This is a genomic window from Maricurvus nonylphenolicus, from assembly GCF_042854845.1.
Taxonomy (GTDB): Bacteria; Pseudomonadota; Gammaproteobacteria; order Pseudomonadales; family Cellvibrionaceae; genus Maricurvus; species Maricurvus nonylphenolicus.
This window is the reverse complement of the sequence record NZ_AP031498.1, coordinates 2,325,801-2,351,688: the sequence shown is the minus strand read 5'-3', so window position 1 is coordinate 2,351,688 and position 25,888 is coordinate 2,325,801. Positions and strand designations below refer to the sequence as shown.

Here is a 25,888-nt window from a genome sequence, read left to right as displayed (position 1 = left end):
ACTAATCAAAGAATACATCGCTGGGATCAAACGAATAATTACCGGTATTATCCCCCCGCTCTTGCCGCAAACGTTTGATCACCGCCTGGGCTTGCAAGCTCCATATAGGCTGGACATCCACCTCAGCGAAGCCCTTGGCTACCAGCTGCTGGGCGATAGCACCACGGGCGGCCAAGGCTTGATCCAGGGTTTGATATGGCCCCTGTAATTTATTGAGCTCGGCGGGTTTATCCTTCAGCCCAGACTGGGCCACCAACGAGAAGCTATCATCCTCATTGGCCTTAATCACCATCTCTATGCGCCAGTGCCGGTCGTTTTCCAGCACCAGGGCTTCTTGATTAGGCTTTTTGGGGTAATGGAGTTTCATGGCTATAGAATACCCCATCATTAATCGCTTCAACAGCAGCGGTTACCGCCTGCTTTACACGCTGGGTATGTTCATTATTCGTACTATCCAACAGCCCTACTCGTACCAGGCTCAGATCTTCATCCCAGTCTATCAAGCGTAGCAAGATACCTCGCTTGGCAAACCAGAACTGCATATCCCGTGCAGACTGCTTCGCCAATAGATACGAATGGAATAGTGGTCGGTTCATCTGACGAACAGGGTTAAGCTGTTGCAGTAATGGCTCAAACAAAGTCGCCGTTGTATCACTATCCTGGGTAATCTTTAGCCTTGCCTGTTGTTGCCACAGGTCATCTCCTAGCCCCTGAATACCTGCAGCTTGCGTGGGGCCACTGATGGGCCATAACCCCAGAGCGTCTGACAAACGTTCGCGCAACACCGGAGAAGCAAAGGCAAAGCCTAACCGTATCCCCGCCAGACCAAAGAATTTGCCACAGGAACGCAGTACCAACACATTGTCGGGTAAAGGTTCCGTTAACAAACTCTGTTCAGGCGTCACATCGATAAAGGCTTCGTCAACGATCAAGTGACCACCCTCTTTCAACTGCCCAGCCCATTTGAGCATGTTTTGCTTATCTAAATACAATCCGGTTGGGTTATTCGGATTAATCAATAAGAGATGGGTAGCGGCATTTTCCTGCAGTTGCTGATCTATATAGACTGCGGTTTCTTCAGCATGATTGGCGGGGTAATCCCGGCATGGAGCAGCCCCCCTCAACCAATGTTTACGATGCTCCTGATACCCCACCTTGGGCAATAAAATTGGCAGTTCAGGCAAACACTGCGGTAAAACCTGTATAGCAGCTTGGGTGCCGGCTATGGGTAAAAGTTGATTGCTGCCATAGTATTTGCTTGCAACGTCGATTAAGCCTGACGACGGGTATGGCAACTGATGAAAATATTCCGTTGCTATAGGTGCTAACGGGTAGGAACGAGGATTAATACCCGTCGACAGATCGATCCAATCATGAATATCAATCCCGTATATCTGACTCGCCTGCTGCAGGTTGCCGCCGTGAGGCAGAGCTATAGAATTAACACTCATAGCACGACCGCCAATGCTGTTATCACCAGTACCCATAACACCAAGGCTCGATTTACCAGCTGGCAAGCATCAACGATGGTGTGTCCGCTCGGTGCTCGTCCTGTCTGGGTATTTGGACCCAATGCAGGGCGAACTTGTAATTGCTGATGATAGCGAGCTTCACCACCTAAACTGACATTTAACGCCCCAGCGCCACTGGCCATTACCGGCCCTGCATTTGGGCTCTTCCAGTTATATCCCTGCTCTCGCCAACATTGCCAGGCTACCCGGGTATTACCCATCAGGGTATAACTTAATGCTGTTAAGCGGGCGGGAATAAAATTCAGCAGATCATCAATACGCGCAGCAGCCCAGCCAAATTGTAGAAAGCGCTCGTTACGATAGCCCCACATGGCATCCAGGGTATTGGCCAAGCGATACAACACGACACCGGCTATGCCATAACCCAATAGCCCTGCAATGACACACCAAAATATGGCCGAGAATATCGCATCAGCGCCATTTTCCAACACCGATTCTGTGGCGGCCTTGGCAACACCCGTTGTATCTAATTGCTCAGGATCACGACTGACAATCATACCAACCGCTTGCCGTGCAGAAGATAAATCACCCGCAATCAGGGGTTTAGCTACAGCCTGGGCATGCTGCAGCAAACTTTGCCAGCCGATAGCCAAATAGAGAACTGCGGCAGTCACCAACATATGCAGATAGGAATAAGCCTGAAGCCAATGATCGAGAAAGGCAGCAACAATAACGATCGGAATAACGGCTAATACCCAGGCACATGCTCCAAGCAAAAATCCAAACAGCTGAAATTTATTAGAACGATTCAAGCAACCTTCAATAGCATTAGTCCAATGGCCAAAACCCACCAGCGGGTGAAACCGCCTAGGCTCACCCAGCAGCTTATCCAATAGAAGTGCAGCTAAAAGTACCGCCGGCAATTGCCACCACAGGTTCATTCGCTATCCAACCTCAACAAACGCTGTAACATGGACAACGGCATAACAGCTTCAACTTCATCGGCTAATCGATCAATTTGCTGTTCGCGGAAAGCGGGATAATCAAATTCTTCATGACCTTGCAGACCCGCCCAATCCAGCAATTTTTGCAACAATTGCGGCTGATCAAACAGGCCATGAACATAACTGCCGAAAACTGTTTTGTCAGCGTTGATACTGCCTTCACTAAACGGTGCAGCATCAACTTCATCACTGTGTTTGAGTGTAAATAAAGGCTGCTCTAATGCCGCCCCCTGACTAACACCAGCATGAATTTCATAACCTTTTACTGCCATGGCATCTGCACCGAACAACGCTGTCGCACAACTACTGCCTTCAACATTGCGCAGGGTTTTATTGCCGGTCAACGTAGTTTCCATATCCAGCAAGCCTAAGCCGTTACTCGAACCGGGTTTGGATTCTATACCTTCCGGGTCATGCAGCTGTTGACCCAGCATCTGGTAGCCGCCACACACGCCCAGTAACTTACCCCCTAAACGCAGATGCCGCTGAATGGCAGCCTGCCAACCTTCATCTTTTAACCACTGCAAATCACCACGCACGTTTTTACTGCCCGGCAATACAATCAGATCTGCGCCTTTAAACAGAGTGATATCTTTTACAAACTGTAAATCGACCTGCGGGTGCAAACGCAGTACATCAAAGTCAGTGTGATTACTCATACGCGGATAAGCAGGCACCACAACTTTTAACTGCCGGTAACTGTCCTCAGCACTCAACTCCTGATCCAGATTAATGGCATCTTCTGCCTCGATATGCAGGTTATGGATATAGGGAATGACCGCCAGTACCGGAACACCGCTACGCTCTTCCAACCAATCAAGTCCGGATTCCAACAGCTTAATATCACCGCGAAAACGGTTAATCACAAAACCAACTACCCGCTGCTGTTCGGTTTCGCTTAACAGCTCATAGGTACCTAAAAGGTGAGCAAACACACCACCACGATCAATATCGGCGACAATAATCACCGGACAATCCGCCTCCTCGGCAAAACCCATATTGGCGATATCGTGTTCACGTAAATTAATTTCCGCCGGACTGCCCGCCCCTTCCACCATCACCACCTGGTAGCGATCCTGCAGACGACCATGGGCAGCAACCACCTCTTTTAACAGTTCCGGTTTGTAGGCGTGATATGTTTGGGCATCCATATTGCCAATGGCTTTACCGTTGACAATCACTTGCGCCCCAATGTCAGTATTGGGTTTTAACAGGATAGGATTCATATCGGTTGAACTGGGCAGATAACAGGCTTCAGCCTGTACCGCTTGGGCACGGCCAATCTCACCTCCTTCCTGCGTTACCGCGCTGTTTAATGCCATATTTTGTGGCTTAAACGGTGCAACGCCAATTTTGTGGCGAGCCAAAATACGACACAGCGCCGTCACCAGAATACTTTTCCCAGCATCGGATGTAGTACCTTGCACCATGAGGGTGTGAGGGTTAGCAAAGCTTGGCAAAGGTTTGGACATCAGTGTTGACTCTCCTGCTGCTGGTCAATCTCTAATAACAATTGCTGCAGTTCTGCAGCGGTATCCCCTGGCTCCTGCCATAAGCCACGCTGACAGGCTTCCAGCAAGCGCTCGGTCATTTCTTCCAGAGCATGGGGGTTGTTCTCTTGCAAGAATGCCTGATTATCAGTATCGAACACCAAGGCGTCGGCAACCTGTTGGTACTGGTAGTCATCCACCAGATCCGTCGTGGCATCATAGGCAAACAAATAATCAATACTGGCCGACATTTCAAAGGCGCCTTTATAACCGTGCTCTCGCATCGCCTCTATCCATTTGGGGTTAAGCACACGGGAACGTACTACTCGATTAAGCTCTTCTTTTAACGTACGTATTTTGGGCGCAGAGGGATTGGCATGGTCGGCGTGATACACCGCTGGCATTTTTCCGCTGAAGGTAGTTACAGCGTTGCTCATGCCTCCCTGGAATTGATAATAGTCATCGGAATCCAGTAAATCGTGTTCACGGTTATCCTGATTTTGCACCACCGCCTCCAGTTGCGACAGGCGATACTGGAAGCTGCCATGAGCCGCAACACCATCAGCTAAATCCTGACTTTCATCCTGGCCGATAACTTTATCGTTTAATTGATGCTTGCCATAGGCATAACCACCCCAGTTCAAATAGGCTTCGGCCAGATCACTGCGTTCTTCCCAACAGCGCTCATCAATCAACCCTTGTAGACCTGCACCATAGGCACCCGGTTTACTGCCAAACACACGATAGCTGGATTGACGGAATGCCTCTTCAGCAGACAAACCCTGTGCTTCAAGCTGTCGCTGACGCTGCTCTATATGGCGACGAATACAATTACCATCACCCGGTTCATCCAGCTGTGCCAATGCTACTACAGCCGCATCGTAAAGCTTCATCACATTAGGGAAGGCGTCACGAAAAAACCCTGATACTCGCAAGGTGACATCCACTCTCGGACGCCCAAGCAACATGGTTGGCACAATTTCGAAATCAACAACACGCTGGGAGCCCGGAGCCCAGATGGGTTTAATCCCCATCAATGCAAAGGCCTGAGCAATATCGTCTCCACCCGTGCGCATAGTGGCCGTCCCCCACACGGACAAGCCGAGCTCGCGAGGGTAATCCCCCTCTTCCTGCAAATGACGCTCAATTAATGCCTGTGCCGAACGCTCACCAATAGCCCAGGCAGCGGGTGATGGAATCGAGCGATTATCTACGGAAAAGAAGTTACGCCCGGTAGGCAAGGTATCCAAACGGCCTCGCGTCGGCGCACCGCTGGGGCCCGGTGCGACAAACTTGCCCGCCAGCCCCCGGATTAACGAATGGATTTCCAGTTCAGCACTTTTTTGTAATGTGGGGTGTAAGACTTCCCAGGCGTAATACAATAAGGCTTGAGAACATGGAAAGGCCTCTAACTCCTGCCATGGCGCTTGTTCATGTAGAACAAATTTAATAACCCAATGACGAGCCAATAATTCCAAACGCTCACGGGTATCGGCTTCTGAACGCCAACTCTCTGCACTAACACTTTGTAGCAAGGAAGGCTGCCCCCCCGTCCAGGGTTTATGGCTAGCAGACAGTGGCTCGAACGCAGAGCCATCCTCCAGGGTTAGCTCAAAATCCTCAACCAGACACTGCAGGATACCGCGACTGTTATCGGCGTTGCCACGCGGCAAACGCAATAAAGCGACTAACGTGTCGGCCAGTTTTTCGATATTGGGAAGCTCACCTAAGCGGTGTAAACCGTGACGAATCTGGGCTTCCTTAATATCACACAGGTAAGCATCCAGCTCTTCCAACAAACTGTCATCATCCGGCTGCTCATCTACGGAGGTATTGCCGGTGATTTCCTGCAGTACGTGAGTGGATTTAAGTTGCTGGAGAATTTTCTCCCGCAACCAATCTTCACGGCGCTTATCCATGCCCATAGCCTGATAAAACTCGTCCACCAGGCTTTCCAGCTCTGCCAATTCACCATAGGTTTCAGCGCGCGTCATGGGCGGCATAAGGTGATCAATAATCACGGCCTGGGTTCGGCGCTTAGCCTGCGCACCCTCCCCCGGGTCATTAACAATAAATGGGTAAAAATGTGGCATGGGGCCAAGCACGGCATCAGGCCAACAGCCTGAAGATAATGCTGTGCCTTTACCGGGCAACCACTCCAGATTACCGTGCTTACCAACATGAATTACCGCTTCAACAGCGTAGATTTCGCGCAACCAAAAATAAAAGGCGAGATAACTGTGAGGCGGTACTAAATCGGGATCATGGTAGTTCGCCGCCAGATCCACATTAAATCCCCGCGCCGGTTGAATACCAACAAAGGTTTCACCTAAACGAATACCCGCTATCATTAATCGCCCTTGGCGACACTTAGGATCCTGTTCAGGAGCCCCCCAACGCTCAATAATCGCTTGCTGGTTTGCAACGGGTAGCGTTTCAAAACAACGCTGATAATCGTCAAGCGCTAAGCTCTGCCAACAAGGTAACTGATGTAACGTGTTGGGGTTATTGGTAATGGCACCAAGCAATTCTTCTATCAGAGCATTACCATTTTCAGGCATATCTTCGATCGGGTAACCGGCAGTTTCCATTGCCTTTAAAATATTGATCGTGGAAGCCGGTGTATCCAACCCCACACCATTACCGATACGACCATCTTTGGTGGGATAGTTAGCCAGAATCAGTGCAATGCGCTTATCCTGATTGGATTTGCCAGCTAACGCGCAGTAACGACGCGCCAGCTTGGCGATAAAATTGGCACGCTCATCATGCAACTGGTAACGCACCACCGACACCTGAGCACGCTCGTTAAAATGGTTCTCTGCTTTAAAACTGACAGCACGAGTAATGACACGACCATCCATTTCAGGTAACACCACCTGCATGGCAATATCGCGACTGCGTAACCCCTGCTGATGACTATCCCAGTCTTCTTCAGTGCTACTCGACAATACCAACTGTAAAACCGGCACATCGTTAACGAACGCGGCATCAAAACCACTGGGCTCAGAAGAAAGATCGGGGCACGCCACCGTGTTACTGGCAAAGCCCGTAGTGTTAATTAACAATTGGGCTTGGGTAGTTTCTATCAGGGAATTAATCAGTAGCAGCGATTCAGCATCTTTAAGTGAGGCCACCGCCACGGGTAGAGGTCGCAAGCCCTGTTTCAGCAGTGCTTGCACCAGACCATCAAAAACGCCGGTATTACCGCTTTGTAAGTGGCTGCGGTAAAACAGTAATAGCACCACAGCCCCCGGCAGTTCTTGAGACTTTTGAAACCTATCAGTTTTCTGCCAGTACTGCTGCCAATCTTGCAGGCTTGCCTGTTTAACTCTCTCCTGCTCTTGTCGGTGAGAGAAAAGCTCTGGCGGCATATAAACCATTGCCCGCGGCAACACCGCAGGTTCTCGCCACGCATGAGCACTCGCCGTTTGCTGAAAGAACATATCTGCTAAATAATGCAACAGCGACTGACTGTTAAGCACACCACCTTCTCGTAGATAACGCCAGATACGATCGCTGGTTTCATTATCTGTAGAGCAAACCGCCTGTAACTGCGGATCAGGCGTATCATCCCCAGGCACAATAATTAAATGGCGAGGCTGATCCGGTGTTGCGGCACGTAGCCAGTCCTGACATTGCTCAAAACCGTACTCCCAGTAACTGCGGCCGCCCAGTAACGACAACACAACCACCTTGGCATGATCCAATACCTTGTGGCGATACAGATCAAAGGCTGCAGGCTTTACGATTTGCAGCCAATTGGCTAACCGAACCTCGGGAAAAATTTCTTTTTCTGAAGATCCTAGTACATCCAAGGCATCCGCCAAGGCCGCCAAACTGCTATCGGCCGCTGACAGGATAACGATGTCGGCGGGCGACTGCTGCAGGTCAATAATGCCTTCATCGTCAACAAACCCGCCAGGCTGGGACGCCAGTAGATGCATGGTACTCCTTAAGCAGTCTCAGCAATTTGCGCTTGCAGTAATTCAGCTTCAATACTGGCTTTATCGATACCCTTGCCAATAAACACCAGCTGGGTTTTACGCGCTTCTTCGGCTTGCCACAGACGATCAAAATGTACATCCAATCGCTCACCTACGGCCTGCAATACCTGACGCATTGGCTTACCCGGTAAGGCGGCAAAACCCTTGGCACGATAGATCGCATGCTGGCTCAGCAACTGCTTCAATATCGTTTGCAGTTTATCGCTATCGACTTCGCCGATACTAATCACAAAAGAATCAAAATGATCGTGGGCATGGTCGTGATGTTCACCATGAGCATGATGGTGATCGTGGTGATTATGTACCTGATCGATACGCTCTTCGGCCTTGGCATCGATGCCCAGCAACAGATCTAAGGGCGCCTCACCGTTACTGATATAAGAAGTTTTTACCGACTCGGGAACCCTTTTGGCAACAACGTCCGTCACCTGGCCGCGCTCATGCTCAGACAGCAGATCATTCTTACTCACAATCACCAAATCAGCTGCACTCAGCTGATCGTCCAACAATTCTTGCAGACTCGGATCGTGATCCAGGCTTTCATCAGCCAAACGCTGAGCTTGCACTTTATCGACATCATGGGCAAAACGGCCACCGGCCACCGCGGGACCATCAATAACGGTAATCACCGCATCTACGGTGCAGTATTGCTTAATTTCAGGCCAGTTAAAGGCTTGTACCAAGGGTTTCGGCAAGGCCAGCCCACTGGTTTCAATTAGAATATGATCAATATCATCACGACGCTCTACCAGTTGTTGCATAACCGGCAAAAACTCTTCTTCTACAGTGCAACAAATGCAGCCGTTGGCGAGTTCATAAATACCGTCCTGGCCTTCAACAACATTGGCTCCCTCATCCTCACAATCGAGAGGGCAACTGCGTAGTAAGTCAGCGTCAATATCCAATTCACCAAATTCATTGACGATAACCGCGATACGCTTACCTGCTGCCTGCTTGAGCACATTGGACAACAAGGTAGTTTTGCCGCTGCCTAAAAAGCCGGTTACAACCGTTGCAGGGATTTTATTGAGCTGCATAATCAATTCCTCTTTGCGGGTCTTCCGGCTGAGCCAGAATAGTCTCTGATGGACATCGGGAATAAATCGACTATGCTCCCACTCAAGTAAGACTAGAACTAAAGGAAACTATAGCGCCTGATTGCACACCCCGACCATCAGGTTAATGAGTCTTTCGACTCCACTGAGTTCAGGCAGGTCTACTGGCTCACAGGTCTACACCTTTGTAACGTCCTTCCCAAGCGTTTATCGCTCAGTGGTCTCGCTACGGCTCACTGCATACAGTTGCGGGGACAGCTCCGGTCAACAGGATTAATCGTCAAATAGCAGCGATCACAACTGCTGAAACTATATTGACGATAAAAAACCGTGTAGTGGATTCCCTTTTCATTTCTTGGTGGCATCAAGGCCACTGAAAACCTGAAATCAGGCGCCGATTTTACCTAATTCATGCCTATGAATCCATCAAATCCGTGGATTGCCACGTCGATCTCAAGACAGGAGAAAGCACAGCGGAAAAGACCTTTAGTGCAATAGAGCTTACAAGTTAGTATTAACAACGAGGGATTAATCCGAGATAATGCTGCCCCCGTATATTGGTCACCTATTAATAAACCGCATCCACTGCACCCAGCAGACAGCGATGGAGAAAGAGTATGAAAATCGATCAACTACCCGCCGACGCTGGTGTTCTTATCTGTGGCCATGGCAGCCGAGCCAAAATAGCTGAGAAAGAGTTTAGTCTGTTAGCTGCAGGCTTAAAGAAACGCTATCCCGAACTCAATGTCGAGTACGGATTCCTGGAATATTCCGCCCCCAACATTCATATGGCACTGGATCGCCTGCTGGAGAATGGCGCCAAGAAGATCTATGCCGTACCGGGTATGTTATTCGCCGCCACCCATGCGCAAAATGACATTCCCTCAGTGTTAACCACCTACATGGAAAAACACCCTGGGTTAACCATTGAGTATGGTCGCGAGCTGGGCCTGCACAGCGAAATGATCCACGCTTTCCAGGCGCGCATTCTGGCGGCACTTGGATATAACGAGATTCCAACTTTCGGCGAACTGTATGACACCATGCTGGTTGTTGTTGGACGTGGCACCTCAGTCACCGAAGCCAATGCCGAAGCGGCAAAGTTAACCCGTATCTGCTGCGAAAACCTGGGTTTTGGCTGGGCAGAAACGGTCTATTCCGGTGTTACTTTCCCGTCAGTAGGTCGCGGTTTGGACATGGCCATTAAGCTGGGCTACAAAAGAATTGTTGTAGCCCCCTACTTCTTATTTGGTGGCAAACTGATAGATCGCATTCACGGTTATGTCGATAAGGTCGCGGGCGAAAACCCGGACATAGAGTTCTTAAAAGCGGATTACCTGCGCGACCAGGAACACGTTATTAATACATTTATCGAGCGTATTGAAGAAACTATTACCGGCCCGGTTAACCCGCTATCACTGATGGAAGACTTTAAACAACGTCTGGCCCGTGGCGAAGTTGATGTGCATCACCATCATGCGGAGTTTCAACCTGAACCAGAAGAAGGTAAAGGACATACTCACAGTCATTCTCATGACCATTCACACGATCATGCCCATGGCCATTCTCACACTCACTCTCACAGCCACTCGCATGATCATTCACACGACCATGGCCATCACCACGCGCCCTATAAACACATTGGTCACCCCAATGGTCCGCGCACGATGATTAATGAAAATGTGTGCTGCTGTTTTATGCGTCAATTTCCACAGGAAATTATCGACGAAGAACAAGCCAACAAACCGGTCATTGATCAAGTCCCCACCTGCAAGCGCAACTAATTCACGCTAAACATAGCGAACCAGGCACAAGAGAGAGGATAGCAGCCCTTCTCTTGTGACCATCTTTTAGCACGTTAAGGTGAGCTAACTTTTTTTACCGCTGGGTGAGCCATAGCGGTATCAACCGAGCGCTTTTCCTGTTTCTTGTTTTTCGGCCGATATACATGGGCCTGATCCTGATCATAAAGATAAGAATCTTTAAACTCGTCAGAATCCAACACATAACCTACCAATACCAGTGCTGTACGCGTGAATTTCTTATCACGCACTTTTTGCACAATATCTTTGAGTGTACCTGTGACCTTGTCCTGATCAGGCCATGATGTTCGATAACACACGGCAACCGGGCAATTCTCGCCGTAGTGCGGAATTAAATCTTCGACAATTTTATGGATACGCGTCACACCCAAATGGATGGCCAAAGTAGCCCCACTGGCTGCCAGCGCTGGTAAACGCTCACGCTCAGGGAACGGCGTTTTGCCTTCATAACGCGTCATAATAATGGTTTGGGAGACACCAGAAAGGGTCAGCTCTTTTTTCAAAAAAGCCGCAGACGCAGAGGTTGCCGTAACACCGGGAATGACTTCGTAATCAATACCCAACTCATCCAGGCGGCGCATTTGCTCACCTGTTGCGCCGTAGACTGAGGGATCACCAGAATGGACTCGAGCAACATCTTTGTCTTGCTCTTTGGCTTTGACCATTTCCGCAACAATCTCTTCCAGATCCATGGAAGCGGTATCCAGAATAAGATCAGCCGATGGCTTACCATTATTTAAAGAACCATCTACGGTTTGCAATATATCGCGCGGCACCAACGAGCCGGCATAAAGCACAACTGGACACTGCTCCAGACGCTTCAGAGCTTTAACGGTGATTAACTCTGGGTCCCCGGGGCCAGCCCCAATAAAATACACTTTCATAGTTATCTCTACTTCTCGCTAACCGCTATCAACCCTTACTTGGGGTTACAGCTTTTTCTTATAGCCCCGAGGCGTATAAATCCATTCCCGTTCGCCATTAACGATATGGCGCGACTCGCTGTTGCCGACAGAAACCAACGTAAACATATCGACATCATCGGAATGCAATTCGCCCAAGGTCGTATAGGTAATCGTCTCATCTTCTCGAGTCAGCTGACGCCCCAATAAAACCGGCGTAGATGCTGGGCGATACTGCAATAAAATATCTCGTGCAGTATTAATCTGCCAATCGCGCTTTTTCGAGCGCGGATTGTAGAAAGACACAACAAAATCACCCTGCCCGCAAGAGTGCAGACGCTTTTCAATGGTTTCCCACGGCGTTAGCAAGTCTGACAAGGAAATCGTACAAAAGTCATGACCCAGCATTGCCCCCACTTTAGCCGCCCCCGCCTGCATGGCAGAAATGCCTGGCACAACTTCAATTTCAACATCGAGCCATTCCGGGTGATTTTCCTTACCCTGCAGCTGCTGATCTAATAACTCAAACACCAAGGTAGCCATGGCGTAAATGCCAATATCACCACTGGAAATTAACGCCGTAGTTTTACCACTCGCCGCCAAATCCAGTGCCAAACGGGCACGGCCAATTTCTTCGCCTAACGGCAGATCATGGTGTTGTTTGCCGTTACAGACATCACCCAGTAAATCCAGGTATAAACCGTAGGCCACCAGGTCAGTACTGGCCTCAATAGAAGCCAAGGCCTTGGGCGTCACCCAATCTTCAGCGCCTGGGCCGGTACCTACTACAAATAATTTTGCCATTCTGTTCTCTATCTACTTATCTGTATAAACGTCTTGATTTGCTCTTTTTAGAAACCCTAACCGAGAGCCGGATAACTACGGGCAATGGCACAGGTCGCTTTAGCGGTTTTTTGTTTTACCAGAACCAACTCCGCCTCCCGATCAGTCGCTTTGCTACTCCCTATCAATGCCGCCGACTCGGCCACTCCATACACACCGACAGTTTTGAATACATAATCAGAGTGTGAATTCAGCAAATGATCGACCGTATTGAGCGTCTCGGCATTCCAGGTTTGAAAGGGCTTATCCAGGCTTTCCGCCAAGGTAATCAAGCCCACTTCGTCTGTTTTAATATCTATGCTGTTAATACTCTGGATATTACCCAGAGAAAGACCGGCCTGCTCAAGGCACGCCATAAGCAACTCACGCAAATGTTCCTCAGGGCAACCACGCTCGCACCCCATGCCCACGCTATAGACGGGCTGTAAGTAAGGCTGCGCGGTTGTTATCACCAATTCTGCAGCTAACAGATTAGAGACTTCACGCCCCCACTCATTGGCACCGCCTTCATGGCCGGATAGCAACGGAATGACAAAACGGCCCGCTTCATCCAATACTAATACCGGGGGATCATCGTGTTTTGAGACCAGTACCGGCGCCAAGGTGCGCACAGCTATACCGGTGGCACAAATCAGAATCAGGGCATCACCGTCAGTAAAAGCGCCTTGAACCTTGTCCGCAAAGGGTTTGGGTTTTACCCATAACTCACTATCACGCAGCTGTGCTTGCAACTGTTGCCCCAAACGGGCACCCGCCTCGGTTAATGCGACAATGCGTATCATGTACGATCGCGCTCACTGCGGGTGATGACAAACAAGGAAAAGTATGGGCCTGCCGTATCTTCCAACTCGGAAAGATCAGTAATCATTCGCTCATTGACGCGGCCAATATTTTCCAAATAGCGTGCCTCTTCAAAGCGATCACAATCCTTCAGTGCTGCCAGAATTCTGGGCCTCGACTGCCCGGCCTTCATAATCACCACACTGTCGTGTTGCTGCAGTGCCGCTCGCATCTGTTCGTCGCTGTGGCGGCCACTGATAACAGCAAAGGATTCTTTTAACATGGTTAATGGATGTTGCAGTGCCGACGAAGCAGCATGAACCGATGAAATGCCCGGCACGACGCTGCATTCAAACTGCTGCTGTAAACGTTCGAGCAAGTAAGCAAAGGAGCCAAAGAACAATGGATCGCCCTCACAGATAAATACCACCTGCTTACCCGCCTGGATCTGTTCGGTGATCGATGCAGCAGCCTCATCATAAACTTTATTTGCGACACTGCGATCATTGCACATTGGCATTACCACAGGGATTTCCAACTGCTCTCGGGTTACCGTTTGCAAAGCCTCAACGGCAATCCGTTTGGCCTGGGACTCCCCCTTATCATTGGCGATATAACTGATCACATCCGCCGACTGGATTAATCGCATCGCCTTGAGCGTAATCAGTTCGGGATCACCAGGGCCGACACCAACCCCAACAAATTGTGCGTTAGACATGACGTTCCTCACTTGCACGATTGCTTGGTTAATTTAAATAAAGTGACCGGCAAATTGGGTTTGTATACCAGCTGCCCAGCCAAGGTCTCACCCTTGCTAACCGCTATTTGCAGCGTCTCTGTTTCCGCATCACTCTGGTGGGTTTGCAAAAACTGCAACAGTTGCTGCCTTGTAGGCTCCATCACCGCACTGGCGACCAATACACCCCACTCCGGTAGCTGCTGCCAAACTTGATCCAGCAGCTGTGGCAACTCGCCATCACTGCCACCAATAAAAACTTTGTTGGCCGTTGGCAAATCCTTCAAACAGGCTGGTGCCCGGTCATTGATCAATTCGAGATTATCAACGACCCCAAAACGCTGCTGATTTTCTTCCAGGCAAGACTGGCGCTCGGCGTGATGTTCAATCGCACAAACTCGGGCCTTTTCATTCCAGTAAGCCAATTCAACGGCTACACTGCCACAGCCGGCACCTACATCCCAAATGACATCACCAGCGGCGGGCTGCAGCAACGACAAAATACCCAAGCGAACTTCCCGCTTGGTGATCATCCCTTTGCCGCTGCCTTTGTCTGTCACAAAAGCAGTATCTTCAATACCAGGGAATTCTGGAAAGACTCTGCCAATACCACGAGTTTGAATAACCGTGACATGGAGCGGATCAAAGCTTTGGTTAGTCTCAAGCAGTTCAGCCACACTGAACTCACTGACTTTTTGCTCGGGATAACCCAGGGTTTCACAAACCCACAGAGTTGATTGGTCGAATCCAGCGGCTGCACACTCCTGCGCCAACAACGACGGTGTACTGTTCTTATCCGTCAGTATGACCAGAGTCTTCTGCTGTTTTAACTTACGTCTCAGGGTAAACAGAGGTCTGCCGTGCAAACTGATAACGTCGACATCCTGCTGGGATAAGCCCAATTGATGACACGCAGCCTGAATACTTGATATAGCCGGATAAAAACGTAATTGGCCCTTATCAAAATTATTAGCAAACCAGCGACCAATACCGTAAAAAAGTGGATCACCCGAGGCCAGGACCACTAGCTGCGGTAAACCTTCTCGCTGCAAGGTCTCAAGCGTGTTGCCGAGCTGTTTAAAGGCAGGTAACACCATGGTGGTTTGTGAATCCGATAATAGATGCTCCACAACCGCCAACTGACGCTCTGATCCCATCACCAGGCCAGCGCCCTGTAAGGCAGCCGTTGCTTCGCCGCTCAGATTAGCCTGATCGGTTACACCAAGACCAACAATGTGAATCAGAATATCCGTCACGTTATTTTCCACCTAATTAGTACCACTCATTGTGATTACAGCGTAATAATGCATTACAGGTCGCCGAAGACACTGCACTGCCACCTTGACGGCCCAACAACGTAATACACTCAACGCCCAGATCTTGATGACAATCCCACAAGGCTTGCTTGGATTCTGCAGCACCGACAAAACCTACCGGCATACCAATAATCAAGGCAGGCTTATCAGCCCCCTGCTGTAACATTTCCAGTAAGCGGAACAAGGCGGTTGGTGCATTACCGATCACGACCACACTGTCTTTTAAATGTTCTTGCCAAAGCGCCAAAGCCGCCATGGAACGCGTTTCGGACTGAGCCTTAGCTAACTCTGGCACCTCAGGGTGATTTAAATAACACAACGGCGGCGCAGGAATCATACGCTTGGTGATCCCCTGCTTAACCATTTCCGCATCACACAGAATTGGTTTACCTGCAGCCAAGGCCTGTAAGCCCTTTTCACAGGCCTGACTGCTGAAGCGAACTTGCTCACCCACCTCCGGCATGCCAATGCTATGAACAATGCGCATAACCACCTGCTGCTGTTCACGACTTAATCCATCAAGTGGCGTTAGCTCACGAATTTGGCGAAAGCTTTCCACTTCGATTGCTTTAGGATCAATTTCATAGTCAAAAGACAGAGAGTCGAATTGCATAGTGTGGTTTACATCCATTGATGATCATTGATCTGATGTTGATGGAACCACTGCAGCACGTCATCACGGCATACAGTTAATTCCGAATAAGGGTTTATCGCTTCAGGCTCCTGAGGTCGGGATAACATAAACACCTCCACACCACGCTCACGAGCGACATCAAGTTTGGCACGGGTTGAATCTCCACCACTGTTTTTACTCACCAGCACATCAATCTTGTGCTGTTCAAACAGGGTGTCCTCGTTGGCGTAGTCAAAAGGACCAATGGCTTTTAACCATTGCATAGCCTCGGATATTTCGTGCTTTGGCTTCACCGCCGTGCGCAACAACTGGCGCTGTCCTGTAGCTGCCATTTCCGCCAGCGGGGCTAACACTTCTGAAGGCAACTGCCCTGCTGTAAAAAAAACCGAGCTTTTACCGGCCAATGCGACAGTCAGCGACTCCCAGGACGAAAACTCCTGCCAGTGGTCATTTGCCTTTTTTTGCCACGCCGGGCGATTAAATCGCCAGAAAGGCAGTCCCAATTTACGGGTTACCTCAAACGCCGTCTCGGTCATGGTGGCAGCATAGGGATGGGTTACATCAATAATGCCTACCACCTGTTGATCCAGCACAAAACGCTGTAAACCACCATGCTGGCTAAAACCACCACTAATTACCTCACAGGAAATATCCGGTGTTCTAACCAAACCGGCAACACTGTAAATAATCGGTATTCCACAATGATGCAGCTCTGTTGCCAAATGACGCGCATCAGCTGTACCGCCCAATAATAAAATGCGTTTATTCACTCGTACGCCCTAACACTTTGCCCTGGCGATCTGTTGCCAAAACTTCAAGCTCAACCCCGGAAGGCACAATGCCACGAGCCTTAGCAAACGCCGCCTCGCAAACCGGCTGAGCCAGGTTTAAGCCTTCTTCTTCGCACAACCTATAGGCTTCAATACTGGTATTGGCCGCAATAATTCGCTCAACCAATGCCTTATCGGCACCTATCGACTCTGCCAAACCTGCCAGGTGCTCAAGATCGATCGACGATGCCCGGCTGTGTAAATCCAAATGGCCGTTAGCCAATTTGCTGATCTTGCCGAAGCCACCACAAATACTCAGTTTCTTTACCGGCTGCTTTTTTAAATATTTCAACACCGCGCCAACAAAATCACCCATCTCGATTAATGCCATCTCTGGCAACGAGTATATCGAGCGTATCGTTGCTTCACTGGTACTGCCTGTGGTTGCCGCAATATGATCAAAGCCATTGGCCTTGGCAACATCAATGCCCTGATGAATCGAGGCGATATAGGCCGCACAGGAAAACGGTCTGACAATGCCGGTGGTTCCCAGAATGGACAAACCACCGACAATACCCAAACGCGGATTCATGGTTTTTAGTGCCAGCTGCTCACCCTTCTCCACACCCACCGAGACACGAAATCCAGCCTGATACTTATAGTTCGAAGCAATATCTTCCAAATGCTGAATCATCATCTTGCGAGGCACCGGGTTAATCGCTGCCTCACCTACGGCCAGCACCAATCCGTCACGGGTGACGGTTCCCACCCCCGGCCCGGCAACAAATTCAATGCCGGGTTGCGCTCGTAAAGTCAGCTCAACAAATACCTTAGCCCCATGGGTAACGTCGGGGTCATCACCGGCATCCTTGATAGTTGCAGCAAACGCTGCGCCCTGACCCGCTTTATCGAGATTGCCCTGTTCAAGCAAACCAAGCTCAATGACGTCCAGCTCAACGGTTTTACCTCTCGGCAAAGTGACACTAACCCGAAGGCTATCACTGGCGACACTACCAGGATTTAACAATAACTCTGCGGCGGCAACACAACAGGCCGTAGCACAGCAACCGGTTGTCAGTCCCGTGCGAAGCGGTTGTTGATGTTCACCGCTTTCCGGCCACATTTATCCGGCCTGGGTTAACCAAAAACCGCCCAGTAAAATAGCGGCAGTCGCGATTAAATAGCGGCTAAACATAAATACGCGCATATGTTTATGCTGCAAATATTGTTGTAAAGAACCCAACCCGGAACCAAATACCAGCATGGATAACATGACCCCGACTGAAAACAGTACCAGGTAGAAAATTGCTAAGGATAATTGCCCTTGCGCCACGGCAGGCACCAGCGCCAAGGCCGGCGCACTGCCGGCCAAACCGTGCAACATACCCACCATAACCGGGGCATGAGTATCCTGCTTGGCACTACCTTTGGCATCACTCTGCGTGTGATCGTCCAAATGCCAATGGGTATGCACAACCTCGGTATCACCGTAAGTGTGGGTATGGGTATTGAGGCGCATACGCTGCTGGCGGAAACGCCAAAAGCACATCAGGCCTAAACCAATTAACAAAACTCCAACACTGGCCTCGGCAAAAGATTGCAACGCTAACGGGATTTCCTGGCCCAAACCAAACAATAAAAGTCCGGCCAGAATAAGCACACCACTGTGACCCAAAGCCCAGTTGGCACTAAAACGCAGTGTGCGCCAAAAACCCGGTTTACGAGAACTTAACGCTGAAACGGCCATCACATGGTCGGCATCAAAAGCGTGCAATAAACCCAGGGCAAAACCCACACCGACAATGGAAAGACTACTAAACATGAACAATCTCCTGCCCGGAAAACAGAGAACCGATAGCCTCCGGGTTAGATGGAAAAAACAAATGAAGATAACTGGCCGTTAAGTGGCCTTGACGATAAATCGCCTCGCCCGGCGCTGGGTGGCGCTGACGACGTCCATAAGCAATAGGTTCTGCAGTATCAAAACTGCGGGAACGGTGGTGAGCGTGCGCGCGAATCTCACCTTCGGGCAAAGGTGCTGTTTGCATGCCCTGGCAACCGCGTTTACCGCGCATAGCGCCATGTCCCTCAAGTAAACCCAGCATAGGGTACTGAGATTCGTCTAAATCGGTCAGGGTTTCCAGACAATAAAGGAATCCACCACACTCGGCCAATATAGGCTTGCCCTGCTGATAAAATGCCTGAATGGATTTCAGCATATCGGTATTAGCCGACAACTGCTGCGCATGTAATTCTGGGTAACCACCAGGCAACCAGAGCCCGTCAGCTTGAGGCAGTTCTTTATCATGCAGCGGCGAAAATCTCGTAACCTTGGCGCCGAGCGCTTGCAATTGTTTTATATTGGCATCGTAAATAAAACTAAATGCCTCATCACTGGCAAGTGCAATGGTTTTATTCGCCAAGACGGGTTCAACAGTAACAGGCTCAACACCTGGCGCCTTAAATTCAACTTGATGCAGCAATGCCTCAGAGTCAATCGCCAGACCACTGGCTTGCAGCCAATCTGCGGCCGTATCCAGGCGAATTTCCAACTCATCCCGAACCTCACTGGCTTGAACTAAGCCTAAATGTCGCTCTGGTAAAGCCACCGCCGGATCACGCTTTAACACCGCCAATAGCGGCAGATTTTCTGGCAGTGCATCACGAATTAACTGGGCATGCCGTTCACTACCACAGTTATTGGCCAACAAACCTGCCACGCGAAAATCATCACGGAAATTGGCCAACCCGGTAGCAATAGCCGCCGCCGTTTGTGCCATGCCTTTGACATCCATGAGCAAAGCAACGGGAATATTAAATCGGGCTGCGAGATCCGCACTGGAGGGCTCACCATCAAATAATCCCATGGCGCCTTCAACCAAAATCAAATCGGCAACCTGGGCGGCGTCAAACAGCTTTTGCTGGCAGTAGGTTTCACCTGCCATCCACATATCCAGCTGCTCTACCGGATTCCCTGAGGCCTGTTCCAGTATTTGTGGGTCAAGATAATCGGGACCGGTTTTAAATACCCGCACCACTTTGCCCTGCCGACTAAATAGACGCGCCATGGCGGCGGTAACAGTCGTTTTACCCTGACCGGAGGAAGGTGCTGCAATAAACAGTGCAGGACAACTTGTTGACGGTAAAGCTGACATCAGTACTCAATCCCCGCTTGCGCTTTTACACCTAAACGAAACGCATGACGTTCGTCCTGCACAATACTGATGGTATCGGCAATATCCTGTAATGGCAGTGCCATGGTACGGCCCGTGATAATGACACTTTGCATTTTCGGGCGTTTTTTGAGGGCTTCAACAACCGGCTCGACATACAGATAACCGTACTTGAACATGTAACTCATCTCATCGAGTACAACCATGTCATAGCATTCATCCTGTAACAGTTTTTCTGCTACGGCCCAGGCTTTTTCAGCGGCCTCAATATCTCTGGATTTGTCCTGGGTTTCCCAGGTAAAGCCGTGCCCCATGACATGCCAATCGATTTGTGGATGGTCTTTAAATAATTTGTACTCGCCCGTCTCAGTGCGCCCTTTACTGAACTGTACTACGGCACAGTGCTTACCATGGCCAACCGAACGGGCCATAGTGCCAAAAGCTGAACTGCTTTTACCTTTGCCATTACCTTTCAACAAAATAAGCACGCCGCGCTCTTCGGTGGCTTTGGCAATTTTAGCGTCCATCACCGCTTTGCGGCTGGCCATGCGTTTTTGATGGGCGCTTTGCTCTAGCTCGGTTTGCTCTTTTTGCTGAGTCATAGGGTTACTCTATACAGTTACTCTAATTCGTTACACGTTGGCGGTATGGGTTATGCCATTTCTCGTTAAGCCAATGCGAGAGAAAAATAATCCGCACCAATATCGCGGGCAATCTCTGCACCTCGCCCACGTTTTACCTGTGAGGATTCAATATCAATTAACAAGCTCTTACCCGGTAATTGCAGATCTCTAACAGACTGCGTGCTTCGCCCATCGGTAAGAATATAGGTGGTTACGGCAAGCTCCGGATACTGTTTGGCCAGCTGCTCAATGTAGTCTTTGGCCTGACTCAAGCCTTGGCGTAGAGGTGTTCCTCCTCCAGCTCTGATCTTGTCCAGCAGCTGGCGTAGCTGTTTTGGCGCTTGTACGCGAGGCAGGATCGAATCCACCTGCTGATTTCCAAATCCCAAGATAGTGATTTGCTCACGTCGACAATAGGCTTTGTCTGCAATGGCAAGCACTGCTGCTTTTGCCTCAGCAAAAAGCGATTGCTGCAAAGTTGAAGCTGAAGTGTCCAACAAGATTAAATGCAAAACCGGCTGCCCGGTTTGGCTACGGCGCTTAATTAAACGCTGCAACGGCCATTGACCTCGATTGGCTAATAAACTGCGAAACCAATCAGGTTGCTGACTGTCATGCTGACCGCGATATTGACCACCAAGTACCCTGCCCTTGCCCTTACTGCTCCAACGACTCAATTGGCGTAACAAAGGCATGGTCTTATTGTCACGTTTTTTTACGGGAAGGTGGTAATGTTCTGCACTGGTCCGCTGCGCCGTTTTTTCTGACTCAGGCAACATAGCGCCCCAATCACCATCAGAACGGGAGTTATTCTCAGCAGAGGAAGCCGAATTTTGCTCAGTGTTATAGCGACTATCGATAGGACGCTGAAATGGCTTTGCCTGTGAAGGGCCAGGGTTATTCTCGGCAGAACCATTACCGGATGAATCGCCTGAAGAGCCCTGCCCGCCTGACGAATTACGACGGTGCAGTAATACCAGCTCTGCCACGGCATCAATATCTTCTTCAGTAACAGCCGTTCTCCCTGCCCAGGCAGCATGGGCCATGGCAGCTCGCATCCAGACAATATCAGCTCTCAACCCATCCACTCCGGCTTGATGGCAGTATTCAGCAATTCGGGTACGTAATGGGTCGGGACAGCTAACGTCTTTTAATAATCGTCTTGCATCAGCAATACCATCAACCAGCTGTTGCTGTTGACTCTGGTAGCGCTCTATAAACGCTTGAGGATCACGATCAAAGTCTTCACGGGCACGTACAATCTCCACCCGTTCTTCAATGGCGTATTGGTTGGTCAGTTCAACGGCCAGCCCAAAACGGTCTTGTAATTGAGGCCTCAACTCCCCCTCATCCGGGTTCATGGTGCCAACAAGAATAAAGTCCGCCGCATGACTGTGGCTGATGCCATCGCGCTCAACATGGTTAACCCCACTGGCCGCTACATCCAGTAATAAATCCACCAGGCTATCACCCAGTAAATTCACTTCATCGACATAGAGCACACCACCGTGAGCGCGCGCCAACAGGCCGGGATTAAAAGCAACGGTTTTATCGTCGAGTACTTTCTGCAAATCCAGAGTGCCCACCAACATTTCATCAGTGGCGCCCAACGGTAAAGTAACAAAATTGTGCTCAGCTCCGGGTAATAAATCGGCCATACCACGAGCCAGGGTCGACTTGGCACAACCCCGTGGGCCACTGATCAATACCCCGCCAATACGCGGATTGATGGCAGCCAGAATCAGCGCCAATTTAAATGACGCTTGGCCAGCTACAGCACTAAAGGGGAACTTAACCGTTTCGAACGACATCGCTTTCACTATTGGTTAGTGGCCAACGATTTAAAACCCAAGCGCAAGCAGCGCCCAACAATAACCAGAACAACAGATTGCTGATGCCGCTGGCGATAATAAATTGCTCATGCAGGTTGGTCAGTGATTCCACAACCTTAGGGTCAGGATGGATAAAGGCAGGCCCGGCCGGATGAGGAGCACCGATCAAAAATGGCAATGCCAACAACACGGCCCCGCCCGCTTTGTAGAACTTAGGCGCAAAGGCAATAACACCCAAACCTGCGGCCGCTGATACTACAGCCAGTAGCCACCAGTTTTGGCGAGATCCAATCACGGCTGCTTCAATACCTGGAATTTCAGGGGGCAAACCAATACCAGGAACCAAAAACAAAGCAATAAACCCTGCACCACCCCATAACAGGCCGCGGCCTATAGACACCTGCGCCAAGCCTTGCAGTTGAACCTGCGCCATCAGTGCCAGCAATACAGCGGCAAAACCGATCGCGGCAAGCACATTGGATACGTAGGTGTAGAAAGTACGTTCAGCGCCGTCTTCAGGCGCCCAGGCGTCGGCATCGTGGCTATGGCCATGATCATCGTGATGGTCAACCTGCTCCTGTACAACAGTCGATTGAACCTCAGCAGGCCCTGCTACTGCCGCTTGATCAGTAGCATCATGATGGCTATCACCGTGATCATGGCTTGCATGGTCATGGGTAGAATGATCATGTGCGGACTGTTCTACTGAAACAGTCTCTTGAGCTGGCGCTTCTGCTACAACTGTGGTTGTTGGAACGTCAGCCTCGGATGTATCAGTTTCTGCCTCACTCTGTTCGAATGACTCAGCAGCGAAAATAATCGGGGTAACACCAATTTGTTGGGTGATAGACAGGAATATCCCGGTCACCAAGCCCAGCAATAATGCATTGGTAATAATGCTTCGAAAAATCATATCCGTTCCTCAAACGACAAACAGCCCGACCTGCTAAGGTCGAGCTGTATCAAGCCCTGACGAAACGAGCCTTAACGGCCAATCGCTTCAGGCTTTGGAAGTTATAGAGTTTAGTGGCAGGGAAATGCCAGAGAGTGGCGCGTATCGTGAGCAGCATTATGCGCTGCATCCATAGGCGCAAAACCCACAGCCAACAACACCACAACACCAAAGGCCATGGCAGACATGGTTTGCAATAAAGTTGAAGACTGAGAAACGGACGTCTGGACTGACGTGGATTGAGCAATAGACATAGTTTAACCCCTTAACAAGCACCCGCCGTGCAAGATGAAGAACTTAAAGCAGGCCGGTCTTCGGGCTCAAAGAGGATCAACTATTGACCAGTGTCTGCGCCTTCCCAACTTCCAATATCAGTGGCTGTAGCAGACTACTCTTTATTACCGATGCGGGGGCAGCGATGGGATTGTACATCTCGTTAAATGACAGAGTGTACGACCATACTTCCCAGATTATCCCAATGCCTGTTGGTAAAAGGCTTGGGCACCTACTCCGATGGACGTCATCATAGTTGCCAACCTCGGTATTTACAAGGCTTATCAGGAAACGGGCTTGAATGTGCTAAACGAACGCAGCACCAATCTTGGATTATATTTTAACCAACCTATAGATAGAGCTGTCAGCCTTACCACTGGAATCATGAACATCAATACGAGCACCTATAATAGCTAACTGTGTATTGAAGTCACTGCGGTACAAGGCTTGGCGAAACCCCTTGTAGTCGGGACTTTCCACATCATCAGAAAAGCTGATCAGATATTGGTACAGCGCCGGCAAACTAAAATGGAGAATGCCCTCCTCCACCCATAGGTCACCAAAGAATTGCTCAATAGACACGAGAACGCTCGTATCCTGTTGCAGGAAATCCTGGCAAAGCGACATAAAGTCCTCAACCAATTGCATCAACTCTGTCCCATAATCTGCCCTGCCAGCTTGGCAGTTATATCCTGCAGGGAACTCTGACAATCACGATAATCCAGCGAGATTGGAACAACAGCCTCATTCATCTGAAGTACCAATGACGGAAAACCCGCAATGGGCCACTGCCGTGAGAGATTGATTTGCTGCTGTAGGGTTCGTTCGGTACTAGAACTTTCCAGATCCCGCATAAACTGGCCAACGTCCAATGACAGCTCTTCAGCCAGCTGCTGATGGGTTGCGGTATCCGATGGATTTAAAGCACGCAGATAATAAGCCCGCTGAATGGCAAGAATCATATCCTCTTCCCGCCCCTGCATACTCGCAGCAATCACCGCGCGGCAAGCAGGATAGGTAGAGCGGCGCGGCTGATTTTTCGTCCAGAAATCAAAATTGAATTCCGTGCCCAACTGAGTATGGATTTGCTGCCAAATAGCCTGCAACTTCTGTTGCAGCTCTTGCGGCATGGGTAGATTAGAATCAGGCGCTAATCCCCCCAGAAGATTCCGGGTAGTGACACCTTCAGGTAACCGGGAGCGTAACTGCTCCCAAGTTGGCCGATAACCCCAGCACCAACTGCACATGGGGTCATGGACATAATAGAGAATGGCTGACATCAAGCCTCAGACTTACTCTGGATCTTTAAAGTTAGGCGCACGTTTCTCGAAGTTCGCCATTACGGCTTCCATCTGATTCGGACCACCGATGATCGCCTGCTGCTCGACAGACTCCAGCATCAGGCCTTCAGCTTCATCCGGGTTACGCATGGCGTTGAAAATACGCTTATTGGCACGAATGGCTTCAGGGTTCTTACCGGCAATCTCACGAGCCATCGCCATGGCTTCAGCCTTGGGATCCTCTACCAGACGAGTAACAAAACCATGCTCCAGGGCTTCCGGAGCCTTAAATACACGACCGGTGTAGGTCAACTCGCGTAGAACATCTTCACGAACCAGGTTGGTCCACAACTGGGTACCCGCCATATCCGGCACCAGACCCCACTTGATTTCCATAATACTGAAATTGGTATCCGGGTGGGCATAACGCATGTCAGCGCCCAGCATAATCTGGAAACCGCCCCCAAAGGCTGTACCCTGCACAGCAGCAATCACCGGCATAGGCAATTCGCGCCAAACCCAGGCTACTTGCTGGAAGATATTGGCAATACCGTGGGTACGAGGTATCAGATCCATAGCGTTTTCAGGCGAAAACATGGACATATCCAGACCAGCACAGAAAGCGCGTCCTTCACCTGACAGTACCACCACTCGCACACCCGGCTCCTTCTTCAGGCGTTCACCGGCCTCAATCAAGGCCTCAAACATGCGTTTATCCAGGGCGTTCATTTTATCGCCACGGATCAGTGTGACCTCTGCGATACCGTCATTGATTTCAATCGAAACGCGACCTTCCATTATTTGCTCCACTTGTATCTCTTAATGCTTAGGGTGTGATTGTGCCAGTTTTTAAGGCTGCTTCAACTGCCAGGAGGTGTTATTGGCATTAACACCCACAATATTGGCATAGCAGGGCAACACCA

Annotated in this window: 24 protein-coding genes and 2 riboswitches; of the genes, 1 reads left to right on the top strand and 23 read right to left on the bottom strand. The window is 49.9% G+C overall.

The genetic code is table 11. The annotated features are described in order from the left end of the window. Position 1: 1 nt before the first annotated feature. From ACGHZ6_RS10065 to cobW, 6 genes are read right to left on the bottom strand one after another with little or no spacing between them, the layout of a single operon-like run. On the bottom strand, positions 2–367 hold the full coding sequence (locus tag ACGHZ6_RS10065) for a hypothetical protein (protein WP_390618716.1): 366 nt from the start codon (positions 365–367) through the stop codon (positions 2–4). After that, the gene (locus ACGHZ6_RS10060) at positions 339–1,487 is read right to left on the bottom strand and encodes an aminotransferase class I/II-fold pyridoxal phosphate-dependent enzyme (RefSeq protein WP_390618715.1); all 1,149 of its coding nucleotides are present in this window, start codon (positions 1,485–1,487) and stop codon (positions 339–341) included. Before ACGHZ6_RS10060 ends, ACGHZ6_RS10065 begins: the two co-directional genes overlap by 29 nt. After that, positions 1,448–2,413, bottom strand: a complete 966-nt coding sequence (cbiB, locus tag ACGHZ6_RS10055; RefSeq protein WP_390618714.1) for an adenosylcobinamide-phosphate synthase CbiB — start codon at positions 2,411–2,413, stop codon at positions 1,448–1,450. The genes ACGHZ6_RS10060 and cbiB overlap by 40 nt, the downstream gene beginning before the upstream one ends. Beyond that, complete coding sequence (locus ACGHZ6_RS10050) at positions 2,410–3,948, bottom strand: cobyric acid synthase (RefSeq protein WP_390618713.1); 1,539 nt, start codon at positions 3,946–3,948, stop codon at positions 2,410–2,412. The genes cbiB and ACGHZ6_RS10050 overlap by 4 nt, the downstream gene beginning before the upstream one ends. After that, the gene (cobN, locus tag ACGHZ6_RS10045) at positions 3,948–7,913 is read right to left on the bottom strand and encodes a cobaltochelatase subunit CobN (RefSeq protein WP_390618712.1); all 3,966 of its coding nucleotides are present in this window, start codon (positions 7,911–7,913) and stop codon (positions 3,948–3,950) included. The genes ACGHZ6_RS10050 and cobN overlap by 1 nt, the downstream gene beginning before the upstream one ends. A gap of 8 nt (positions 7,914–7,921) precedes the next feature. Then, complete coding sequence (gene cobW / locus ACGHZ6_RS10040; RefSeq protein WP_390618711.1) at positions 7,922–9,010, bottom strand: cobalamin biosynthesis protein CobW; 1,089 nt, start codon at positions 9,008–9,010, stop codon at positions 7,922–7,924. Positions 9,011–9,164: 154 nt separating this feature from the next. After that, positions 9,165–9,428, bottom strand: a riboswitch (cobalamin riboswitch). Positions 9,429–9,645: 217 nt separating this feature from the next. Here cobW and ACGHZ6_RS10035 point away from each other — a divergent pair. Further along, the gene (locus ACGHZ6_RS10035; protein ID WP_390618710.1) at positions 9,646–10,812 is read left to right on the top strand and encodes a sirohydrochlorin chelatase; all 1,167 of its coding nucleotides are present in this window, start codon (positions 9,646–9,648) and stop codon (positions 10,810–10,812) included. 74 nt (positions 10,813–10,886) lie between these two features. Here the strand turns inward: ACGHZ6_RS10035 and cobM are convergent, their stop codons facing one another. The 17 genes from cobM to ACGHZ6_RS09950 form a co-directional block, all read right to left on the bottom strand. Continuing rightward, positions 10,887–11,735 (bottom strand): precorrin-4 C(11)-methyltransferase, encoded by an 849-nt coding sequence (gene cobM, locus ACGHZ6_RS10030; RefSeq protein ID WP_390618709.1) that lies wholly within the window; start codon positions 11,733–11,735, stop codon positions 10,887–10,889. 45 nt (positions 11,736–11,780) lie between these two features. Then, the gene (gene cobJ / locus ACGHZ6_RS10025; RefSeq protein WP_390618708.1) at positions 11,781–12,557 is read right to left on the bottom strand and encodes a precorrin-3B C(17)-methyltransferase; all 777 of its coding nucleotides are present in this window, start codon (positions 12,555–12,557) and stop codon (positions 11,781–11,783) included. Positions 12,558–12,613: 56 nt separating this feature from the next. After that, a complete protein-coding gene (locus tag ACGHZ6_RS10020; RefSeq protein ID WP_390618707.1) occupies positions 12,614–13,378 on the bottom strand; it encodes a cobalt-precorrin 5A hydrolase in 765 nt (254 codons plus the stop codon). Beyond that, complete coding sequence (gene cobI / locus ACGHZ6_RS10015; RefSeq protein ID WP_390618706.1) at positions 13,375–14,094, bottom strand: precorrin-2 C(20)-methyltransferase; 720 nt, start codon at positions 14,092–14,094, stop codon at positions 13,375–13,377. The genes ACGHZ6_RS10020 and cobI overlap by 4 nt, the downstream gene beginning before the upstream one ends. A gap of 8 nt (positions 14,095–14,102) precedes the next feature. Next, on the bottom strand, positions 14,103–15,368 hold the full coding sequence (cbiE, locus tag ACGHZ6_RS10010) for a precorrin-6y C5,15-methyltransferase (decarboxylating) subunit CbiE (protein ID WP_390618705.1): 1,266 nt from the start codon (positions 15,366–15,368) through the stop codon (positions 14,103–14,105). A 16-nt stretch (positions 15,369–15,384) separates the two neighbouring features. After that, positions 15,385–16,041 (bottom strand): precorrin-8X methylmutase, encoded by a 657-nt coding sequence (locus tag ACGHZ6_RS10005; protein ID WP_390618704.1) that lies wholly within the window; start codon positions 16,039–16,041, stop codon positions 15,385–15,387. An 8-nt stretch (positions 16,042–16,049) separates the two neighbouring features. Then, positions 16,050–16,832, bottom strand: coding sequence for a precorrin-6A/cobalt-precorrin-6A reductase (locus ACGHZ6_RS10000; protein WP_390618703.1), 783 nt, complete (start codon positions 16,830–16,832; stop codon positions 16,050–16,052). Continuing rightward, entirely contained in the window at positions 16,825–17,955 is a 1,131-nt protein-coding gene (locus tag ACGHZ6_RS09995) for a cobalt-precorrin-5B (C(1))-methyltransferase (RefSeq protein WP_390618702.1), read from the bottom strand. Before ACGHZ6_RS09995 ends, ACGHZ6_RS10000 begins: the two co-directional genes overlap by 8 nt. Then, positions 17,956–18,654, bottom strand: coding sequence for a sulfite exporter TauE/SafE family protein (locus ACGHZ6_RS09990; protein ID WP_390618701.1), 699 nt, complete (start codon positions 18,652–18,654; stop codon positions 17,956–17,958). Then, positions 18,647–19,987, bottom strand: coding sequence for a cobyrinate a,c-diamide synthase (locus ACGHZ6_RS09985; RefSeq protein WP_390618700.1), 1,341 nt, complete (start codon positions 19,985–19,987; stop codon positions 18,647–18,649). Before ACGHZ6_RS09985 ends, ACGHZ6_RS09990 begins: the two co-directional genes overlap by 8 nt. Then, positions 19,987–20,607 (bottom strand): cob(I)yrinic acid a,c-diamide adenosyltransferase, encoded by a 621-nt coding sequence (cobO, locus tag ACGHZ6_RS09980; protein ID WP_390618699.1) that lies wholly within the window; start codon positions 20,605–20,607, stop codon positions 19,987–19,989. Before cobO ends, ACGHZ6_RS09985 begins: the two co-directional genes overlap by 1 nt. Positions 20,608–20,672: 65 nt before the next feature. Beyond that, positions 20,673–22,439, bottom strand: coding sequence for an AAA family ATPase (locus tag ACGHZ6_RS09975; protein WP_390618698.1), 1,767 nt, complete (start codon positions 22,437–22,439; stop codon positions 20,673–20,675). After that, positions 22,420–23,373: a CbtA family protein gene (locus tag ACGHZ6_RS09970; RefSeq protein ID WP_390618697.1), complete on the bottom strand. Its 954-nt coding sequence runs from the start codon at positions 23,371–23,373 to the stop codon at positions 22,420–22,422. The genes ACGHZ6_RS09975 and ACGHZ6_RS09970 overlap by 20 nt, the downstream gene beginning before the upstream one ends. A gap of 110 nt (positions 23,374–23,483) precedes the next feature. Continuing rightward, positions 23,484–23,666, bottom strand: coding sequence for a CbtB domain-containing protein (locus ACGHZ6_RS09965; protein WP_390618696.1), 183 nt, complete (start codon positions 23,664–23,666; stop codon positions 23,484–23,486). Between the two features lie 33 nt (positions 23,667–23,699). Then, a riboswitch (cobalamin riboswitch) is annotated at positions 23,700–23,936 on the bottom strand. A gap of 82 nt (positions 23,937–24,018) precedes the next feature. Next, positions 24,019–24,333, bottom strand: coding sequence for a hypothetical protein (locus tag ACGHZ6_RS09960; protein ID WP_390618695.1), 315 nt, complete (start codon positions 24,331–24,333; stop codon positions 24,019–24,021). Next, complete coding sequence (locus ACGHZ6_RS09955) at positions 24,333–24,965, bottom strand: DsbA family protein (RefSeq protein ID WP_390618694.1); 633 nt, start codon at positions 24,963–24,965, stop codon at positions 24,333–24,335. Before ACGHZ6_RS09955 ends, ACGHZ6_RS09960 begins: the two co-directional genes overlap by 1 nt. A gap of 12 nt (positions 24,966–24,977) precedes the next feature. After that, the gene (locus tag ACGHZ6_RS09950; protein WP_390618693.1) at positions 24,978–25,763 is read right to left on the bottom strand and encodes a crotonase/enoyl-CoA hydratase family protein; all 786 of its coding nucleotides are present in this window, start codon (positions 25,761–25,763) and stop codon (positions 24,978–24,980) included. Positions 25,764–25,888: the final 125 nt, after the last annotated feature.

Excerpts from the sequence above, each read along its gene's own strand:
- ACGHZ6_RS10065 (WP_390618716.1), bottom strand. The coding sequence starts at position 367 with ATGAAACTCCATTACCCCAAAAAGCCTAATCAAGAAGCCCTGGTGCTG.
- ACGHZ6_RS10060 (WP_390618715.1), bottom strand. The coding sequence starts at position 1,487 with ATGGGTACTGGTGATAACAGCATTGGCGGTCGTGCTATGAGTGTTAAT.
- cbiB (WP_390618714.1), bottom strand. The coding sequence starts at position 2,413 with ATGAACCTGTGGTGGCAATTGCCGGCGGTACTTTTAGCTGCACTTCTA.
- ACGHZ6_RS10050 (WP_390618713.1), bottom strand. The coding sequence starts at position 3,948 with ATGTCCAAACCTTTGCCAAGCTTTGCTAACCCTCACACCCTCATGGTG.
- cobN (WP_390618712.1), bottom strand. The coding sequence starts at position 7,913 with ATGCATCTACTGGCGTCCCAGCCTGGCGGGTTTGTTGACGATGAAGGC.
- cobW (WP_390618711.1), bottom strand. The coding sequence starts at position 9,010 with ATGCAGCTCAATAAAATCCCTGCAACGGTTGTAACCGGCTTTTTAGGC.
- ACGHZ6_RS10035 (WP_390618710.1), top strand. The coding sequence starts at position 9,646 with ATGAAAATCGATCAACTACCCGCCGACGCTGGTGTTCTTATCTGTGGC.
- cobM (WP_390618709.1), bottom strand. The coding sequence starts at position 11,735 with ATGAAAGTGTATTTTATTGGGGCTGGCCCCGGGGACCCAGAGTTAATC.
- cobJ (WP_390618708.1), bottom strand. The coding sequence starts at position 12,557 with ATGGCAAAATTATTTGTAGTAGGTACCGGCCCAGGCGCTGAAGATTGG.
- ACGHZ6_RS10020 (WP_390618707.1), bottom strand. The coding sequence starts at position 13,378 with ATGATACGCATTGTCGCATTAACCGAGGCGGGTGCCCGTTTGGGGCAA.
- cobI (WP_390618706.1), bottom strand. The coding sequence starts at position 14,094 with ATGTCTAACGCACAATTTGTTGGGGTTGGTGTCGGCCCTGGTGATCCC.
- ACGHZ6_RS10005 (WP_390618704.1), bottom strand. The coding sequence starts at position 16,041 with ATGCAATTCGACTCTCTGTCTTTTGACTATGAAATTGATCCTAAAGCA.
- ACGHZ6_RS09995 (WP_390618702.1), bottom strand. The coding sequence starts at position 17,955 with ATGTGGCCGGAAAGCGGTGAACATCAACAACCGCTTCGCACGGGACTG.
- ACGHZ6_RS09990 (WP_390618701.1), bottom strand. The coding sequence starts at position 18,654 with ATGTTTAGTAGTCTTTCCATTGTCGGTGTGGGTTTTGCCCTGGGTTTA.
- ACGHZ6_RS09985 (WP_390618700.1), bottom strand. The coding sequence starts at position 19,987 with ATGTCAGCTTTACCGTCAACAAGTTGTCCTGCACTGTTTATTGCAGCA.
- cobO (WP_390618699.1), bottom strand. The coding sequence starts at position 20,607 with ATGACTCAGCAAAAAGAGCAAACCGAGCTAGAGCAAAGCGCCCATCAA.
- ACGHZ6_RS09975 (WP_390618698.1), bottom strand. The coding sequence starts at position 22,439 with ATGTCGTTCGAAACGGTTAAGTTCCCCTTTAGTGCTGTAGCTGGCCAA.
- ACGHZ6_RS09970 (WP_390618697.1), bottom strand. The coding sequence starts at position 23,373 with ATGATTTTTCGAAGCATTATTACCAATGCATTATTGCTGGGCTTGGTG.
- ACGHZ6_RS09965 (WP_390618696.1), bottom strand. The coding sequence starts at position 23,666 with ATGTCTATTGCTCAATCCACGTCAGTCCAGACGTCCGTTTCTCAGTCT.
- ACGHZ6_RS09960 (WP_390618695.1), bottom strand. The coding sequence starts at position 24,333 with ATGCAATTGGTTGAGGACTTTATGTCGCTTTGCCAGGATTTCCTGCAA.
- ACGHZ6_RS09955 (WP_390618694.1), bottom strand. The coding sequence starts at position 24,965 with ATGTCAGCCATTCTCTATTATGTCCATGACCCCATGTGCAGTTGGTGC.
- ACGHZ6_RS09950 (WP_390618693.1), bottom strand. The coding sequence starts at position 25,763 with ATGGAAGGTCGCGTTTCGATTGAAATCAATGACGGTATCGCAGAGGTC.